Below are 16,876 nucleotides of genomic sequence, written 5' to 3' on the forward strand. Positions count from 1 at the left end.
TCCGATACGGCGCGGCGCCAGATCGGTATACCGAGATCGTCGCGGAGCGACTGCGCGCGACGAAGAAGGGCCGGTGCTCCCCGCTCGCCGCACTGGCGAAGCAGGCCGCTCACGCCCTCGCGGCGTACGCGAGCGAGGGTGATGTCACCGGCGGTGTCCGGCAGTACCTCCGGAGCCGCAGAACTCGGCGTCGACAACCCGCTGTTCATGGACGTTCCAGTCGCCGTTGAAGTTGAGCGACAGCACGTGATCGCCGTCCGCCGTTGCCATCGTCTCCGAGACGGAGCCCTGGATGCCGCCGTTGTGCCCCCACACCTCGGTGCCGCACGACAACGTCATCTTCATCAGTCCCAGGCCGTAGGAGAAGTTCGGCACGTCATCGACCGCCACGGTCGTCATCATCTTCTCCAGCTCGGGCTTCTCCAGGAGCCGGCCGGAGAGCAAGGCCCGGTAGAACCGGTTGAGATCGCGGTTGTCGGAGATCATCTCTCCGGCGGCGCCCGCGAAGGACGGGTTGAGTTCGGTGACGTCGTAGGTCGCGCCGTTCGGCTCCCCGGGTCCGGCGAGTTCCCCGGTCAGCTTCGAGTAGGCGCGCCCGCTCGGCCCGGGGACGCGGACGCTGGTGCCCGGCACACGGGTGGAGTCCAGTCGCAGGGGGCGCAATATACGCTGCTCGACCTCGTGGGCGTAGGTGTGGCCGGTGGCCTCCTGGATCACCATGGACGCAATGACGTAATTGGTGTCGGAGTAGCTCCAGCCGTGGCCGGGGGCGAAGGTGGGCCGGTGGGTCATGGCGAGCCGGACGATCTGGCGGGGCGTCCAGGTCTCGTAGCGGTGCTTGAGGAAGTCGGTGCTGAACTCCTTTCTTTTGAATGTCTCGTCGTCGGTGTAGCTGTAGACACCACTGGTGTGGTTGAGGAGCTGCACAAGTGTGATCTCGCTGCCATGGTTGCCGTTTCCCGCCACGAGGCCCGGCAGCCAGTCGTCCACGGTGTCGGCCAGGCTCAGTTTTCCTTCGGCCTCCAGCTGGAGCATCACCGTGGCCACGAACGTCTTGGTGATCGAGCCGATCCGGAAGCGGTCATCGGTGCGCGGCTTCCGTCCGGTCGTCAGATCCGCGGTGCCCGCACGTCCCGCCCAGGTGGTGTCCCCCTGCTCGGCGAGAGCGACACCACCAGGCGGCCCTTCGCGCACCACCGAATCCAAGGCCGCCTGAGTGGCCCCGTGTCCGCCCCGCGCGGCCGGCACGGCCTTGGTGCCCGCGGCCGACGCCGGCAGGGTGAGGTCGGCGGTGATCACCGCCGCCGCGAGTGCCCCGACGGCGGCGACCCGGAGCAGGCGCTCACCGCGCCTGCGGTTCCCCCGCTCGGACGGACGTGCCCCGTCTGCTGTATGCGCGTCCTCGTACAAAGAAAGCTCCCGCTCGATGGGTGACTGCCGAACCGGGCTCAGTATTTCGTTCGAGGTCCGGGCCCGGGATACCGCCAACCACCTGCTTGCAAGTAGGGCTATCCCCCGGTGCCGCAGGTCAGCGTCACCGCTACGCGGCGTGCCGGGCCGGCCGCGGCGGCGGCACGAATAGCCGCAGCGCCACTAGACCCCTCCGGGGTTGACATGCCCTGCGCCCGTTGGCCAGTCCTTCCGGGATCTTTCTTGTCTGCCCCCGGCGAACTGTCCTCTGTCATTCAACCGGGTCGTTTGACAGCGAACCCAGCCGTTCGGCTCTTCCTCGCCATCGAACCCAGTCGTGGGAGGCAGCCGCGCCGGGGCCTCCGGACAACGGTTGTCCCTCCCGGCCGGGTGGGTGTGACAGGGCCACCTGGTTGGCGGTGCCAGCCCGTACGTTGGCAGGCATGGACAAGAACCGGCTGAGCGAATTCCTGCGGGCTCGGCGCGCGCTGGTGCACCCCGAGGACCACGGGATGCCCACAGGGACACGCCGCACCCCCGGTCCGCGGCGCGAGGAGGTCGCCGTCCTCGCCGGGGTGAGCACCGACTACTACGTACGGTTGGAACAGGGACGCGAACGCAATCCCTCACCCCAGGTCCTCAGGGCATCGGCGGCCGCACTCCTGCTGGAGAACGAGGAAGCGGATCGCCCGCAGGCGGGGCGGGTCAGGAGGCAACTCGGTCACGGCGTGCACCGTGCAGAGCCGCCCAGGCTCCCCGCCTCCGGCCCTGCCAGTACGGATGGAACACCACCTGCGCCGGGCGAGTCCTGCTCGGGCCTCGGATAGCCGTTTATTCTTCGGCTGCCTCTGGCAACGTAGCTGTATCGCCTCTCCGGCCAGGATGGTCTGACGCGACGGTGAGCGGCAGTTCGCGCACCTTGCCTGCGGGGCTCAACGCCAGGACCAGCCAGGAGGCCGCCAGTCGTACCGTCATCACCCACATTGTGGGACGAATACCAATGGCCGAGTCCAGAAGGCCGCCCAGTGCAGACTGCCGGCCCGCGACGAGTAGGCTGTTCGTTCGTCATCGGACCGGGGAGGTCGGCGTGGACTATGGCGACAAGCTCTTCTGGCTCTCGGTTGTGATTCAACGCAAGTACGCGCAGGTCTGCGCCGAGTTCGACCTGACCCCCTCGCAGGCCACGCTGCTCTGCGCAGTCAGGAACGAGCCGCGGCAGATGGCTGACCTCGCCGCGTCGTTGGGTATGACCAAGAACGCATTGAGCCAGCTGGTCGATCGCACCGCGCGGCGCGAGTTGGTCGGCCGGGCAAGCTCGGCGCAGGACCGACGGGTCGTCATGCTCACTGCGACGCCCACGGGGAAGGTGCTCGCCGAGGCCGTTTACGCCGAGGTCGCCAAGCGCCTGCCCGAGATCGCGAGGAACCTCGACGCCGACGACCAGCGCGACTTCGAGCGCGTGGCCACCGCCATCGTGGACACCTCGGACCTCTCTTCGCCCACCTCGAACCCACCCATCACACCGTGAGGTCCCGCTGCACCCGCACCTTGACGTAGTTCATGCCATGAACTAATTTCGTTCATGGCATGAACTAATGAGGGGTGGCAGCGGTGAGCACACAGACGACCGGCACGATCGCAGTCTTCGGCGCGACGGGGCAACAGGGCGGGGCGGTGGTCGACGCGCTGCTGGACCACAAGGCGCGGGTGCGGGCTTTGGTCCGCGACCCGCAGTCCGACCGGGCTCAGGCGCTGGCCGTCCGCGGCGTCGAACTGGCGGCTATCCGGGCCGACGACCCGGCGTCGCTGGCCGCCGCGCTGGCGACGGTCGAGGGGTTCTACTTCATGACCCCGGAGGCGAACAGCCTCGAAGAGGTCGAGGCGGAGATCCGCATCGGTACCGCGCTCGTCGACGCGGCGGTCGAGGCGGGCGTCCCGCACGTCGTGTTCAACTCGGTCTTCGGAGCGGACCGGGAGTCGGGTGTGCCGCACCACGACTCGAAGCACTCGATCGAGGAGCACCTGAGGAAGTCCGGCCTCAGGGCCTCGATGGTTCGCGCGACCGCCTTCATGGAGAACTTCGCGAGCGTGATGGCACCGAGCCTGGAGCATGGGGAGATCGTGCTGAGGCTGCCGCTGCCGGAGGACGTCACCCTGAAGATGATCTCGGTCAGGGACATCGGCCGGGTCGCCGCCGCGCTCCTGCTCGACACCGCGGAGGCGCCCGGCGGAGCCGTCGAGCTCGTCGGCGACGAGCTGACGGGCCCCCAGATCGCCGCGGCGTTCGGCGCGCGCGCCGGGCTCCCGGCACGGTACGAGGCCCTCCCGTTGAGCGTGCTTCCCAACGACCTCGACAAGGCGATGTTCCGCGAGTTCGCGAAGGCGGCGGAATACCCTTCGGACCTCGCGGTAATGCGCTCGATCGAGCCGGCCACCCTGGACCTGGTCGAGTGGATCCGAGCTACCGGCTGGACCGCGCCCACAAACGTGGCTGGTTCCTGAGCCTCCGGCCGCGATGAACGCCCCGCGATCGTGCCCACGGTCTCGGCGCTCTGGACACGGCAACGCATCCGCCAACGGTTGAAGTAGTCACGAAGCTCCCGGGGCGTGCCCGAGGCCGACACCGGCACACTGGTTGTCGAGAGGCCGCCGCGCCGGCGTCTGGACCCGTATAGCGGATGGGCCTTGACCCCGGATCCTGGACACTCGAGACACTTGGATCTCGAGTCCAAGGAGAACGGATGTTCCGTGGTCATGAAGCACTACCCGCCGGAGTTCAAGGCGGACGCGGTCGCGTGGTACGAGTCGCGGCCTGGAGCGACGATCAGGTCGGTCACCGCTGATCTGGGGGTCACCCCGGAGACGTTGCGGAACTGGGTCGGGGCGAGTCGGCCCCGGGGACGACGTGCGGAAGTTCCGGCCGAGCCGCCCACACCGCTGGAGGCGGAGAACGCCGCTCTGCGCAGGAAGGTCCGCGAGCTGAAGGAAGAACGCGAGATCCTGCGGAAGGCGGCGAAGTATTTCGCCGGGGAGACGCGCTGGTGAACCGCTTCCAGTTCGTCGCCGACCACCAGCGCCGCCACGGCGTGAAGCGGCTGTGCATCATCCTCGGCATCGCCCGCTCCAGCTTCTACTACTGGCGCCGAACGGCTGCGGACCGGGCCGCACGGCAGGCGGCCGACGCCCGGCTCGCCGTCCGAATACGGGCCGTGCACCGGGAATCCGACGGCACCTGCGGTGTCCCGAGGATCACCGCCGACCTCCGCGACGAGGGCGAGCGGGTCAATCAGAAGCGGGTCGCCCGCGTGATGCGCCAGGCCGGCCTGGCGGGTCTGCGCTTGCGCTGCAGGCACCGCACCACGGTGGCGGACCCGGCCGCGGCGAAGGCTCCGGACCTGATCGGCCGCGACTTCACCGCGAGTGAACCGAACACGAAGTACGTCGGCGACATCACCTATATCCCGCTGGACGGAGGGAAGTTCCTCTATCGGGCCACCGTCATCGACCTCGCCTCGCGCCGCCTCGTCGGTTGGGTGGTCGCGGATCACATGCGAACCGACCTTGTCCTCGATGCCCTGGCAGCCGCCGAACGGACCCGCGGCAGCCTCACCGGGGCAGTCATGCACACCGACCACGGCGCCCAGTACACCAGCCGGGCGTTCGCCGACGCCTGCCGCGAGGCTGGCGTCCGTCAGTCCATGAGCGCGATCGGCAGCCCGGCGGACAACGCGCTCGCCGAGTCGTTCAACGCGGCGTTCCAGCGGGAGACGCTCCAGGGCCGAAAGCACTGGTCCAGCGAGCGCGAAGCCCGCCTCCACGCGTTCCGCTGGCTGCACCGCTACACCACCCGCCGCCGTCACTCCCGCCTCGGACACCGCAGCGCGATCGCCTACGAGACAGCGTCCTGAGCAACACCAACTACGCTGACACCAGCCGCATAACCCGTGTCCAGGATCCGGGGTCAAGGCCCGGGTCGCCTACGCCAACTACCCGACCGACCCCCGCCACCTGGTGGCGGTGACCGCCCACTCCAACAGGCAGAAAGCGGACCAGAATCGAGTCAGTGGATGCCGCCGGCAGCCGATGCGACCTGCCGCTACACCGCGGACTGGATCTCGGTGAAGCCGACGTGGAACCTGGCGGTCGACACGGCCGAGCATGACGCCCTCTCCCACCTCGCCCACGACTGTCCCGACCAGGCCATCGACTACACCCCCGTCCCCTGAACCGGCAGACGGACCCTTCCCTCCGCAGTCCTCGCCGGGGGAAGGACCCGTCTGTCATGCGGCTGGGCGGATGTGCGCCTCGGAAGTAGCCTCTGCGCCTCCCGCACGACACAGCGGTCCGGTCCGGAACCCGGACCGGGTGCTTTCGACTGCGCGGACCTGTGGCTACCCGTTCTCGTCTCCGACCGCCCCATCGTCCGTGTGGTGCTCGCGCAGCGGCCGCAGGCTCGGCGCCGGCTGCCCGGTGAAGGCAAAGGCATAGCGGCCGAGGACGTCTATCCAGACGTGCTGGAGAGGTGCGAGGCAGACGAGGCATTCGCCCGGTGACGGGGAAGCCGTGGGCGGCAAGGCGATGGCCACTTATTGCGCCCGGAGCGTGGAAAACTTCGGGGGTGACCGAGCCCGGTGTCCGGCGGATCACTGGCGGAGCCAGAGCCGGATCGCCGCGGCGGTGACGGTGCCGTGGAAGACGTAGGCCCGCTTGTCGTAACGGGTCGCGACGGCGCGGGAGTCCTCGAGTCGGTTGATGGTCCGCTCGACCTCGTTGCGGCGCCGGTAGCGGTCGCGGTCGAAGCCGGCGGGCCTGCCGCCCTCTCCGCCTCTATGCCGCCGGTTGGCCCGCTGGCCCTTCGGCTCCGGGACCGTGTGCCGAATGTGGCGTCTTCGCAGGTAGCGGCGGTTTCGGCGGAAGCTGTATGCCTTGTCGCCACTGACGTGATCCGGCCGGGTGTGACCTCTGACAGGCAATCTTGTTCGTTTGCCAAGTGATCTTGACGACCAGTGGGTTTCTGCCACTTGATCTTGACCGGTGGGTCTCGTCTGGTGGGGGGAGACCGTGGCCGGTGCCGCGCTGGCGTACGGCGATGCCGTGCTGTCGGCCTTTGAGCTGGACTTCGTCGAGTCCGGGCAGCGTCATCGGCTGCCGTTGGGCCAGGGCTGGAACCGTCGGTTCGAGGCGGCCGATCCGGTCCGGGAGTTCCGCTGGGCCAAGGGCGGGGAGAGTTTCGCCGGTCTGTACTACTCGACCACGACGGGCGCCCACGTGGGCTACGAGTCGTGGCTGGAGCGGGATCGGCTGATCCTGCTGGACCGCGATCCCGACGTGGTCGGGATCGCGTCGCAGCCGTTCTGGCTGCACTGGCACGACGGGAAGCGGCGACGTCGGCACGCGCCCGACTTCTTCGTGCGGCTGGGAGACGGCCGGGGCCGGGTCGTTGACGTGCGGGCCGGTGACCGGATCGACCGGGCGGCCGCCGAGTCGTTCGAGGAGACGGAGCGGGCCTGCCGGGCGGTGGGCTGGGAGTTCGCCCGCGTCGGCGAGCCGGATCCGGTGCTGATGGCGAACATGCGGTGGCTGTCGCGCTACCGCCGGCGCCGCTGCGCGCGAGCGGACGTCGCCGAGCGGTTGCTGCGGGTGTTCGAGGAGCCGGCCCCGCTGCGTCCCGGGGCGGAGCGGGTCGGCGACCCGCTGCTGGTGCTGCCGGTGCTGTTCCACCTGCTGTGGTCCGGCGTGCTGAGTGCCGATCTTGAGGGCGGGCTGCTGTCGTCCGACAGCCTCGTCGTGACGACGAGGGGAGAACGATGAGCGGGCTGCAGCGGCCGGTCGGAATCCAGGTCGGCGCATGGGTGCGCTTCGCCGCGCAGGTCCGTGCCGTGGTGGGCGTGACGGCCAGGACGGTGACGCTGACGGACACGGAGGCCGGCCAGCGCGTCGTGGCGGTGGAGGACCTGACGGGCGAAGCGGACTTCGCCGTCATCGACATCCCGGTCCGGATGCCGCTTCCGGCCTCGTCACGGCTGGAGACGTTCCCGGCCAAAGCGGTCGAGAAGGCGCTGTGGTGGGAGGGGCACATCCTCGAAGTGCTGCACGGGCGGCCCCCGGAGGCCGGTCCGGACACCACACCGCGGCCGGAGTACGGTCTGGATCGATCGCTGACGGCCCGCCAGCGGGCCAAGGCCGCTGAGCTGACGGCGGCCGGGACCAAGGTGTCGGCCAGCGCGGTCGCCAACCTGCGGCGCCGCTACCAGGCCGAGGGTGTGCTGGGCCTGGTCGATCACCGCCAGGCCGCGAAGCGGCCTGAGTTCGGCTCGGTGGACGAGCGGGTGGTGACGGCGATGCGCACGGCCATCGGCGAAGCCGTCGACGCCTCCACCCGGACGGGGTCGTTCATCCTCTGGCGGACCAGGGAGATCCTGCACGAGACCTCAGGGACCGAGGATCTCGAAGTGCCCTCCGAGCGCACCCTCTACCGGCTGCTGGCGAAGCTGACCGACGGCACCCATACCTTCAGCGCGGCGAGCACCCGCCGTTCCAAGGCCCACGGGGCGAAGGCCCCGTTCGGCGAGCTCCCGGCGTTCGCCCCGGGCGAGGTCATGCAGATCGACTCGACCCCGCTGGATGTGATGGTCCTGCTGGATGACGGCGTCCCGGGCCGGGTCGAGCTCACGGCCATGATCGACGTGGCCACGAGGACGCTCACCGCGGCGGTGCTGCGGCCGACCACGAAGTCGGTCGACGCGAGCGTGCTGCTGGCCCGGACGGTCACCCCGGAGTTGATGCGGCCCGGCTGGGCGGACGTGCTGAGGATGTCGCGCTCGGTGCTGCCGCACCGCCGGCTGCTGAGCCTGGACGAGCGCCTGGAGCACGCGGCGGCTCGCCCGGTGATCGTCCCGGAGATGATCGTCTGCGACCACGGCAAGGCGTTCATCTCCCGGAACTTCAAATCGTCCTGCCGGTTCCTGGAGATCGACTTCCAGCCCGCGCACAAGGGCTCCGGCTTCGAGAAGGGACACATCGAGTCGATGCTGGGCTCGGTGGCGACGCTGTTCGTCCAGTTCCTGCCCGGCTACACCGGCCGCAGCGCGGACCACCGCAGCCGTCACCCGGAGCGCGAGCGGATCTGGTCGCTGCAGGAACTCCTGGACGAGTGGATCGTCGCGCACTGGCAGAACCGGCCGCACGACGGCCTGCGCGACCCCGCCCACCCGGGCCGACTGTTCACGCCGAACCAGAAGTACGCGGCGCTGGTCGAGGCATGCGGCTACGTCCCCGTCGCGCTCACCGGCGACGACTACGTCGAGTTGCTGCCCTCGGACTGGCGGGCGGTCAACGACTACGGGATCCGGGTCAAGAACCGCATCTACGACAGCCCCGACCTGACCCCGCTGCGGCGCCAGGACTCCGGGATCCGCGCCAAGCGCGGGCTCTGGGAGGTCCACCGCGACCCCTACGACGTCTCCCAGATCTGGGTACGCGACCACCGCACCGACGGGCGCCGGTGGATCCAGGCGACCTGGAAGCAGCTCCACCGGGCACCGGTGCCGTTCGGCGATCTGGCCTGGGACCACGTCAGCCACCAGATGCCCGGCGCCACGGAGGCGGAGATCGCTGACGCCGTCGCCTCCCTGCTGACCCGGGCCCACGCCGGACCGGCGGGCGAACCGAAGCCGAAGCCGAAGGCGACCAGACGCGACCGCCGGGTCGCCGCCCAGACCAAGGCGGCCGGGCCGGCGACCCCGCTGCCCGCTCAGGCCACTGACGAGCCCGCCCCCGCCCCCGAGCCGGAGGCCGAGGAGAAGCTCGCCGACGTGATCCCGCTCGGTCTGTTCGACCCGCTCGAAGATCCCTGGAGACGACGATGACGCTGCCGGACACCGACGACGCCGGGCAGCACCTGACCACGAAGGACGGCTGGCGCAGGTTCGTGGCCGGCGGCCCGAAGCCGCCCCACATACCGGCGCCGTCGCCGAAGTCGTACGCCAAGCTGCCCAAGGAAACCCGCCTGAAGCTGGATGATCTTCGCATCGACCATCACGCCCGCCTGATGGTCGTGGCCACCTCCACCGTCCGCCACACCGTCACCACGGGCCGCCGCCTGGTCATGCTGAACCGGCACGCGATCAGCGCCCGCCGGGGCCTGATCGTCTCCGGCCCGGCCGGCACCGGGAAGACCATCGCGCTCACCCAGCTCGGCCTCGCGCACGAGCTCAACGACCGCCACGTCCACCCCGACGCCCACGGCCGGATCCCGGTCCTCTACATCACCGTCCCGCCCGCGGCGACCGCCCGCATGATCGCCGCGGAGTTCGCGCGCTTCCTGGGCCTGCCGGTGCACCGCCGGCTCAACACCACCGACATCATCGAGGCCGTCGTCGGCGTCTGCACCACCGCCCGCACCGGCCTCGTGATCGTCGACGAGGTCCACAACATCTCCCTGAGCACCCGCCAGGGCGCCGAGGTCTCCGACACCCTGAAGTACTTCTCCGAGCGCATCCCCGCGACGTTCATCTACGCCGGGATCGACATCGAGCACAGCTCGATCCTCTCGGGCACCCGCGGAGCCCAGATCGCCGGCCGCTTCACCCTCATCCCGACCCACCCCTTCCCCTACAACGACGAGTGGAAGGGCCTGGTCAAGACGATGGAGGACACCCTGCTGCTGCACCACCACAAGCCGGGCACCCTCGCCGACCTGGACCGCTACCTCCACGACCGCACCGGCGGCATGATCGGCGCCCTCTCCCACCAGATCCGCGGAGCCGCGATCGACGCCATCCTCACCGGCACCGAGAAGATCACCCGAGCGGAACTCGAAGCCATTCCTCTCGACGTCACGGCTACCACGCAGGCCCCTCGGCCAAGGCAGGCCAGAACGTGAGCCGAGACCCCCTGGTCCTGCGGATCGTGGAACTGCCGATCCAGGTCTTCCCCCGGCCCTGCGAAAGCGCCCAGTCCTTCATCGCCCGCCTGGCCACGGCGAACTACCTCAAGCCGGGCTACCTGCACACCTGCCTCTGCGACCCACCTCGCTACCGCGGCACCCTCAGCTGGTCCCGACTCGCCGCCGCAACCGGACGCGACCCCCTTGAACTTCGAGAAGTCCTGGAACGCACGCCACCACCGCCACCGGACCTCCTGCTCTGCGAGTACTGCGGTCGCCCGCCCAGACCGAACGTCGAGGCCGGCCCGGCTCCCTGGTGGTGCTCGGCCCGATGCCGACGCAGAGACGACCTCCTGAAGAGCGCACCCTCCAGCAACGGCATCCTCCCGGACCAGAAACAAGTCCTGCCCTGCCCCGGCTGCGGAGCCCAGTTCATCCGGCCCGCGGTCAGCCCACGCAGTGCCTGTTCACCCCGATGCCATGGCAGAAACGTTCGCGCGCAACAAGCAGAGCTGGCCCTCTACGAGAACCCGGACGCAGTCGAGGACGAATCCGCTTGACCCGGGCGATCATGCCTTCTCCCGGGCGAGTCCGGGAGTCTCAGGACCTTCGCGTGGTCCAGCAAGGCTTTCAGTCCTCGCCGACCTGCAGGAGCACGACAACGAATCCGGCTCCCCGGCCGGCGACTACACCGTCGAAGGTGTGCCTGGTGACCGGATTCCATGCGCGTCCGCTCTCCCAGAGACCGTCGATGTTGGAGAACCACTCCGACCCCGGGCCCAGAATCGAGATCGCCTTCGTCACAGCCCGTTTTGCGTGGGCGAGGTCGCGCCGCGGATGCCCCGGGAACACCAGGCTGTCGGTGGAGAGGTTGACCATCAACTCGGCTGCGGTGTCGCGCGTGACCGGACGAAGGGCCGCCTCGATCTCCTTGAGAGTGGTCGGTCCAGTGGCGCCCACGACCGCCTCATGAGCCCAGTCAGCTTCGGCGGTCGTCGCGAGCTCGCGGACATGGTGCGCAAGATCAGCTCCCGAACTCCAGCACCAGCGCGAGTACACACTCTCCTCGCTAGCCAGGGAAAGGAGGAGCGCTTCGAGGAGATCTGCATCATCCATGGCTGCATCCTCGCAGGAGCCGCTTGAGCATGAAGACGTCGGCCTACCTGCGCGGAGGTCTCCGAACTGTCCACGGATAGAGAGACAGGGCAAGTCAAACTCACCTGGCAAACGGTCAAGATCACTTGTCAGAGGTCAGGGTGCGGGGTCGTCCGCCCAGCGGCCGGGGGACCCGGATCCGGTCCAGGACCTCGACCATCTGCGGGGCGTCGCTCCACTGGCCCGGCGTGAGCAGGAGAGCCACGGGGCGGCAGCCGCCTTCGCCCGCGAAATGAATCTTGCAGGTCAGGCCACGCCGGGACCGTCCGAGTCCCTCGTCGGGGCGGTGGTGCCGGGGCGGCCTGACCTAGTTGAACCGCGGTCTTGGCACATCCCTACAATGCAACGCGCTGGGGACCGCGCCTTTCGGTCCGGTCCCTCTCTTCGCGCCCGGCAGATCGGCAACCACCAGACCGACACCTCGGTCCCGAACGTAGCGATGGCAGCGGACCAGCGGCAGCAGCAGCGCATCCATACCTGATGACTCGTCAGTGAAGTCAGCATCGGGTCAGCAAAAGGCCGGCCGAAGCCTGCAGAGGCAGCCGCACTCTGGGCCTCGGTCAGACGCGTACGAGCCTCCAGGAGCCTGGAGGGCATCGCTTCTCAAAGCCGCGCGCATCCGCCCCATAGGCGTTTCGCGGAGCCTGCCCCGCCTCCGCAGGTCACCGAGAGATTCGGCGCGGCTTCAGTGAGCTTCTTCGAGCGGGCCACCGATCGGGTGACGGTCCGTGAAGCGCAACGAGCGAGGCCGCCGGGTAGTTGATCGAGATGTCTGACGTCTCAACCACGCTGCTCAGGGGCCTCGTTGGTCATCTATCCTGCCGCACTCGACCTGCCACATGCGCTCGTGGAGTGGGTCACCATGCTCATCGTCACCCGTGAGGGTGACCGCCGCTGCAAGCTCCGTCCGTCCCAGCGCGCGATAGTGGCACTGGTGTACCTGCGCGAGCACACCACCCTGGCGAAAGTCGCTGCCTGGTTCGGGATCAGCGAGTCCACCGCCCACGCCTACACCAGCACGGTCATCGACCTCCTCGCCGACCGTGCACCGGGCCTGCTGAAGGTCCTACGCGAGCAGAATCCGGACTTCGTCCTCCTGGACGGCACGCTCGCCGAGTGCGACCGGATCGGCGACGGACGGCCCGACTACTCCCACAAGCACCGCCGGCACGGGGTGAACGTGCAGGTAGTCACCGATCCGGACGGCCGGCTGCTGTGGCTCTCGCCCGCGCTGCCGGGCCGCTCCCACGACCTGACCGCCGCCCGCACCCACCGGATCATCCGCATCCGCGAGCGCCAGGGCGTCCCCATCCTGGCCGATCCCGCCTACCAAGGCGGTGGCCCCTGGCTGACCACGGGCATCAAACGCAGGCCCCTGCGGGAACTCACCCCTACCGAGAAGACGGTCAACCGGGCTCTGGCCGCGGCACGGGCACCGGTTGAGCGCGGCGTGGCCTGCCTGAAGTCCTGGCGGATCTTCCGCAGGTCCCGCTGCAGCCCCAACCGCATGACGTCAATCGCCAAAGCCATTCTCACCCTGGAGCGGCAACGCTGAAGAGGCTCACTGACCCCTCGCCCTCCCCGGCGCCCGGCCATCGCTGTGGCGGCACCACGACTTCCGCCGGTACCTGACCGGACAGGCGGCCAGCGTGACCGGCAGCTCGGTCAGCGCCATGGTGATCCCCGTGCTGGCGGTACTCGAACTGCACGCGACCACCGCCGAGGTCGCCTGGCTGACCTTCCTGAGCCAACTTCGGCCCGCAATGCTGGCCTTGCACGCCGGGGCGCTGGCCGACCGCCACGCCAAGCACAAGCAGATGATCACCGGTGATCTGATCAGCGCCGCCGCGCTGGCCAGCGTGCCGGTGGCGGCCGTACTGGACCGGCTCTCCCTGCCCCAGCTGATGGTGGTCGCGGCCGTCCTGGGCGGGGCAGGCGTGCTGCACGATGCAGCCGCGATCAGTCTCCTGCCCAGCCTGGTCGACCGGTCCCTGATCCAACGGAGCAACAGCCGCATCGGCGCTCTCTTCGCCGTCGCTGCCACCGCGGGCAGCAGCCTCGGCGCCGCCCTGACCGCGCTCCTCGGCCCGGCCCGGGCACTACTCGGGGACGTCCTGTCCTCCTGGCCTACCTCGTCAGCGCCTGGTGCACCGCCCGCATCCAGGCCCCCGAAAGCCCCCGGCCGGCAGAGAAAGGACGCCGGCTGCACACCGCGATCGGTGAGGGCCTGCACTACGTGCACGGCGACCACCGGCTGCGCACCCTGACCCTGGTCAACGCCACGACCTCGGGCGCCCTGGCACCCCTGAACACGTTGTGGGCGCTGTACCTGCTCCGGACCGGCAAGCCCTCCGCCGCCCTGCGCTACGCCGAAGCCGCCGTCGACCACACCGCCCGCAGCAGAACCATCGTCCGCCCCCGCGCCTGGGGCCGCAGCACTTGACAGGAAATTGTTTCCCTGCCGGGACGAGACGCGGATCTGCGGAGGGCCGGCGGTCCTCTGGGCCGGCTTCCGCAGGGACGGGCTGACGTGGATCGGTCCCGGTGGCGAGCCGGGGTGATACGCGACTTGGCTTCTCCGAACTACCAGGGGTGTCCCGTACTTGAGGTTGTCCCGTAACTGCTGGTCAGAGTGGGATGATCTTGTCGTGGCTGGTGTGATCACGGCGTCGGAACCCTCTTGGATAGGTCCGTTCACCGGGCTGAGCCCGCGGCAGTTCAACAAGCTGATCACCGCGCTGCGGCGTGAGGGGGCCGATCCGGTCCGCAAGGGCCGGCCGTGGTCGCTTCCCTTGGAGGACCGGGTGCTGCCGGTGGCCGCGTACTGGCGCACCAACCTCACCCTGCGCCAGCTCGCCCTGCTGTTCGGAGTCTCGAAGTCGGCGGCCGACCGGATCGTCGACCACCTCGGACCGGCCCTCGCCCTCCAGCCCCGACGGCACTTCCGCAAGGAGACCGTGCTCATCGTGGACGGCACGCTGGTTCCCACCCGCGACCGGGCCGTGGCCGCGTCAGCCAAGAACTACCGCTACTCCACCAACCACCAGGTCGCCATCGACGCCGACACCCGCCTGGTCGTCGCCGTCGGCCGGCCGCTGCCCGGCAACCGCAACGACTGCCGGGCCTGGCAGGGCTCCGGCGTGAAGGCCGCCGTCGGTACCACCCCCACGGTGATCGCCGACGGCGGCTACCGCGGCACCGGCCTGGTCATCCCGCACTACCGCCGGTACAAGAACGAGGAACTGCCCGCTTGGAAGGAGGACCACAACGCCTCCCACCGCAAGGTCCGCGCCCGAGTCGAGCACACCTTCGCCCGCATGAAGAGCTGGAAGATCCTGCGCGACTGCCGCCTGAAAGGCGACGGCGTCCACCACGCCATGCTCGGCATCGCCCGCCTGTACAACCTCACCCTCACCGGATGACAGGCAAACAAGCAGGTCAACCAGCACGCCCCTCGGCATTTAAGGGACAACCTCTTGGGCGACGGGGAGATGATGAGGATCGTTGAATTCCCCCATCCGATGTTCAGAGGGTTCCCATGCCTGCTCACACTTCTCCCCACCCGCAGCGCGTTGACCTACGAACGGATGTCACTCAGGAGGGACCGCTCGATAACTAGCCCAGCTCGATCTGGAACGGCCAATGCTACGGCCGCTCGGTCGTCGCCGGCAGATTGTGCCATGCATGTCCGCAGGCGCCTTTGCAGTACCTCTCGCGGCGGCGAGTGTCGGCAACGGCGAACACGGAAACGATGACGCGGAACGCCGTGACGTGTTCGGCGGAGGGCAGGCCCGCGAACCCGTAGCGGGGCGGGTCCATGCAGATCATGACCGAGGGGTTAGCCGTGGGCTTCACACCAGACCGCGCCACCCCCGCACGGCCGTCCGCAGCTGTAATGTGCGCCTGCATCGCATAGCCAGCGACCTCCTGCAGAACTATCTGCTGGCGTGTCGGGGCGAGGCCGGAGAACCACCTCACACCAGCGTCCAACGTGCAGAGCCCCTGGGCGATCTCGTTGACGACCCGCTCGGTCTCGCGCCGGAAGTTGCGTCCGTCGTCGCTGCTCGGTTCAGTCATCGCTGGATGGTTTCACGACGCTGCTTCCGGGCGAGGGCCGGCACCAGCACCCGACACAGCAGGGGCGACCCCTGGCCACCGCTACCTCCGGCAATCAAGCAGGGAGCGAAGAGCAGCACTGGCCGATGTTACAGATCCTCATCAGTCACGTGGCTCTGGCGGGGGAATCGCCGCAGTGGTGCGGGCAGCGATTCCCCAGAAGGTAGGAATTCCCAGGTCGACAGACTCCTGCTTCCGGTAGATGTGGGCGTCGAGCTGGGCTAGCTTCTCCTCGGCGTGGGTCAGGCTGCTCTGAAGCCCTTCGATCTCGCCGCGCCAGGCTTCCCTCTCGGCTTCCAAGATGCGCGTGAGGAGGTTGTCGCGGATCTCGACAAGCCGGGGACGTTCTGTCGCGTGGACGATCAGGGCGCGGCATCGGAAACAAGCGGTCGGCGACGGCAGCACCTTCCCCACCGCCGGCCACCTCGCCGCCTACGCCGGTCTCGCCCCGGCCACTCGCAGCTCGGACTCCTCGATCCGCGGCGAACAACCGTCCAGGAGAGGGAACAAGCAGCTCAAACGGGCCTTCTTCCTCTCCGCCTTCGCCGCACTCGGCGACCCGGCATCGCGGGCCTACTACGACAAGAAGATCGCCCAAGGAAAGCACCACACCCAGGCCCTGCTCTGCCTCGCCAGACGCCGGGCCGACGTCCTGTTCGCGATGCTCCGCGACGGAACCTTCTACGAACCGCGGCCGTCGGCCCCAGTCACCTGACCTGCGGGTCTGCGAGGAGAACGACCCGACCAGCCTCGACATCAAAGCCGAGCACCGGATGGCCGTCCTCGCCTTCCGGGTCCATCAGCACCGGCTTGCCCAGACGCCGCCCGACCTCCCGAAGGAAGCCGCAGAACACATCAAGTCGATCCTGGCCCTGCAACTCCCGCAGGTCGACGTCGAAGTCGACTTCGTCATCGGCATGGAACCGGAAGATCGCCAGCACATCGGCCGTCGGCCAGACCCGCAGCTCAGGACACTCGGCATCCGCCGGGCGGGACCCTGGCACTGCCAGCCCTTCTCCGCGATCAAGTCGAGGACCGACTGACAGTCCTCCACCGAGGCATCCGGGACACGCACGTCCGGCAGCGACCCCATCAGGTCCAGGTCGAAGAAGCACTTCACGTCATCCCACAACAGATCGGCCACGGCGCCATGCTGCCCCGGCATGCCGACCCATCGCACCCCGTTGGCCCTTGACCAAAGACATAGGGGCACCCCGTTATCTTCTTCGCGGTCCTGCAAGAGGGCCGCTGGCCTCCGGGCCCGGCATGACTGTTGCCCCCTGTCGATCGGATGACCTGGGGGGTGGT

14 protein-coding genes and 5 pseudogenes are annotated in these 16,876 nt (G+C 68.9%); 13 read left to right on the forward strand and 6 right to left on the reverse strand.

What is annotated here, in order from left to right; genetic code table 11:
* Positions 1–144 precede the first annotated feature (144 nt).
* Positions 145–1,299 carry a serine hydrolase domain-containing protein gene (locus ACH4OA_RS15150; protein ID WP_397969353.1) on the reverse strand — a complete coding sequence of 385 codons (1,155 nt, stop codon included), beginning with the start codon at positions 1,297–1,299 and terminating at the stop codon, positions 145–147.
* Positions 1,300–1,853: 554 nt separating this feature from the next.
* Between ACH4OA_RS15150 and ACH4OA_RS15155 the strand changes: the two are divergent.
* From ACH4OA_RS15155 to ACH4OA_RS15175, 5 genes and pseudogenes are all read left to right on the forward strand, one after another.
* Positions 1,854–2,090, forward strand: a pseudogene (locus tag ACH4OA_RS15155) (helix-turn-helix domain-containing protein); the annotation flags it as partial.
* A gap of 407 nt (positions 2,091–2,497) precedes the next feature.
* Entirely contained in the window at positions 2,498–2,938 is a 441-nt protein-coding gene (locus ACH4OA_RS15160; protein ID WP_397945379.1) for a MarR family winged helix-turn-helix transcriptional regulator, read from the forward strand.
* Between the two features lie 83 nt (positions 2,939–3,021).
* Positions 3,022–3,912, forward strand: coding sequence for an NmrA/HSCARG family protein (locus tag ACH4OA_RS15165; protein ID WP_397936231.1), 891 nt, complete (start codon positions 3,022–3,024; stop codon positions 3,910–3,912).
* A 246-nt stretch (positions 3,913–4,158) separates the two neighbouring features.
* A protein-coding gene (locus ACH4OA_RS15170; RefSeq protein ID WP_397936232.1) for an IS3 family transposase occupies positions 4,159–5,318 on the forward strand; the annotation gives its coding sequence in 2 pieces (ribosomal slippage) (positions 4,159–4,441 and positions 4,441–5,318; 1,161 coding nt in all).
* Between the two features lie 159 nt (positions 5,319–5,477).
* Positions 5,478–5,636 (forward strand): hypothetical protein, encoded by a 159-nt coding sequence (locus tag ACH4OA_RS15175; protein ID WP_397936191.1) that lies wholly within the window; start codon positions 5,478–5,480, stop codon positions 5,634–5,636.
* 417 nt (positions 5,637–6,053) lie between these two features.
* Here the strand turns inward: ACH4OA_RS15175 and ACH4OA_RS15180 are convergent.
* Positions 6,054–6,374 (reverse strand): annotated as a pseudogene (locus ACH4OA_RS15180) (IS5/IS1182 family transposase); the annotation flags it as partial.
* 70 nt (positions 6,375–6,444) lie between these two features.
* Here ACH4OA_RS15180 and ACH4OA_RS15185 point away from each other — a divergent pair.
* From ACH4OA_RS15185 to ACH4OA_RS15195, 3 genes are read left to right on the forward strand one after another with little or no spacing between them, the layout of a single operon-like run.
* Positions 6,445–7,221: a TnsA-like heteromeric transposase endonuclease subunit gene (locus tag ACH4OA_RS15185; RefSeq protein WP_397969355.1), complete on the forward strand. Its 777-nt coding sequence runs from the start codon at positions 6,445–6,447 to the stop codon at positions 7,219–7,221.
* Complete coding sequence (locus ACH4OA_RS15190) at positions 7,218–9,278, forward strand: Mu transposase C-terminal domain-containing protein (protein WP_397969356.1); 2,061 nt, start codon at positions 7,218–7,220, stop codon at positions 9,276–9,278. Before ACH4OA_RS15185 ends, ACH4OA_RS15190 begins: the two co-directional genes overlap by 4 nt.
* Complete coding sequence (locus ACH4OA_RS15195; protein ID WP_397969357.1) at positions 9,275–10,294, forward strand: AAA family ATPase; 1,020 nt, start codon at positions 9,275–9,277, stop codon at positions 10,292–10,294. Before ACH4OA_RS15190 ends, ACH4OA_RS15195 begins: the two co-directional genes overlap by 4 nt.
* A gap of 633 nt (positions 10,295–10,927) precedes the next feature.
* On the opposite strand, the gene ACH4OA_RS15200 is transcribed toward ACH4OA_RS15195, so the two are convergent.
* Together ACH4OA_RS15200 and ACH4OA_RS15205 are read right to left on the reverse strand one after the other, a co-directional pair.
* Entirely contained in the window at positions 10,928–11,413 is a 486-nt protein-coding gene (locus tag ACH4OA_RS15200; RefSeq protein ID WP_397969359.1) for a hypothetical protein, read from the reverse strand.
* 139 nt (positions 11,414–11,552) lie between these two features.
* Positions 11,553–11,750, reverse strand: a pseudogene (locus ACH4OA_RS15205) (IS5/IS1182 family transposase); the annotation flags it as partial.
* Positions 11,751–12,257: 507 nt separating this feature from the next.
* On the opposite strand from ACH4OA_RS15205, the gene ACH4OA_RS15210 reads away from it, so the two are divergent.
* From ACH4OA_RS15210 to ACH4OA_RS15225, 4 genes are all read left to right on the forward strand, one after another.
* Complete coding sequence (locus tag ACH4OA_RS15210) at positions 12,258–13,007, forward strand: transposase family protein (protein ID WP_397969360.1); 750 nt, start codon at positions 12,258–12,260, stop codon at positions 13,005–13,007.
* A gap of 94 nt (positions 13,008–13,101) precedes the next feature.
* On the forward strand, positions 13,102–13,719 hold the full coding sequence (locus ACH4OA_RS15215; protein ID WP_397936193.1) for an MFS transporter: 618 nt from the start codon (positions 13,102–13,104) through the stop codon (positions 13,717–13,719).
* Entirely contained in the window at positions 13,689–13,895 is a 207-nt protein-coding gene (locus ACH4OA_RS15220) for a hypothetical protein (RefSeq protein WP_397936195.1), read from the forward strand. The genes ACH4OA_RS15215 and ACH4OA_RS15220 overlap by 31 nt, the downstream gene beginning before the upstream one ends.
* Before the next feature lie 205 nt (positions 13,896–14,100).
* The gene (locus ACH4OA_RS15225; protein ID WP_397936197.1) at positions 14,101–14,874 is read left to right on the forward strand and encodes a transposase; all 774 of its coding nucleotides are present in this window, start codon (positions 14,101–14,103) and stop codon (positions 14,872–14,874) included.
* Between the two features lie 223 nt (positions 14,875–15,097).
* Here the strand turns inward: ACH4OA_RS15225 and ACH4OA_RS15230 are convergent, their stop codons facing one another.
* Positions 15,098–15,529, reverse strand: a complete 432-nt coding sequence (locus ACH4OA_RS15230; RefSeq protein ID WP_397936198.1) for a DUF5958 family protein — start codon at positions 15,527–15,529, stop codon at positions 15,098–15,100.
* Between the two features lie 427 nt (positions 15,530–15,956).
* Between ACH4OA_RS15230 and ACH4OA_RS15235 the strand changes: the two are divergent.
* Positions 15,957–16,283: pseudogene (locus tag ACH4OA_RS15235) on the forward strand (transposase); the annotation flags it as partial.
* Here the strand turns inward: ACH4OA_RS15235 and ACH4OA_RS15240 are convergent.
* A pseudogene (locus ACH4OA_RS15240) lies at positions 16,276–16,712 on the reverse strand (hypothetical protein). The pseudogenes ACH4OA_RS15235 and ACH4OA_RS15240 overlap by 8 nt on opposite strands.
* Between the last annotated feature and the right edge of the window lie 164 nt (positions 16,713–16,876).

Source organism: Streptomyces sp. NPDC017095, from assembly GCF_044332325.1.
Taxonomy (GTDB): domain Bacteria; phylum Actinomycetota; class Actinomycetes; order Streptomycetales; family Streptomycetaceae; genus Streptomyces.

Bases quoted from the DNA above. Each gene is read 5' to 3' on its own strand.
- ACH4OA_RS15175 (WP_397936191.1), top strand. From the start codon at position 5,478: ATGCCGCCGGCAGCCGATGCGACCTGCCGCTACACCGCGGACTGGATC.
- ACH4OA_RS15190 (WP_397969356.1), top strand. From the start codon at position 7,218: ATGAGCGGGCTGCAGCGGCCGGTCGGAATCCAGGTCGGCGCATGGGTG.
- ACH4OA_RS15195 (WP_397969357.1), top strand. From the start codon at position 9,275: ATGACGCTGCCGGACACCGACGACGCCGGGCAGCACCTGACCACGAAG.
- ACH4OA_RS15200 (WP_397969359.1), bottom strand. From the start codon at position 11,413: ATGGATGATGCAGATCTCCTCGAAGCGCTCCTCCTTTCCCTGGCTAGC.
- ACH4OA_RS15230 (WP_397936198.1), bottom strand. From the start codon at position 15,529: ATGACTGAACCGAGCAGCGACGACGGACGCAACTTCCGGCGCGAGACC.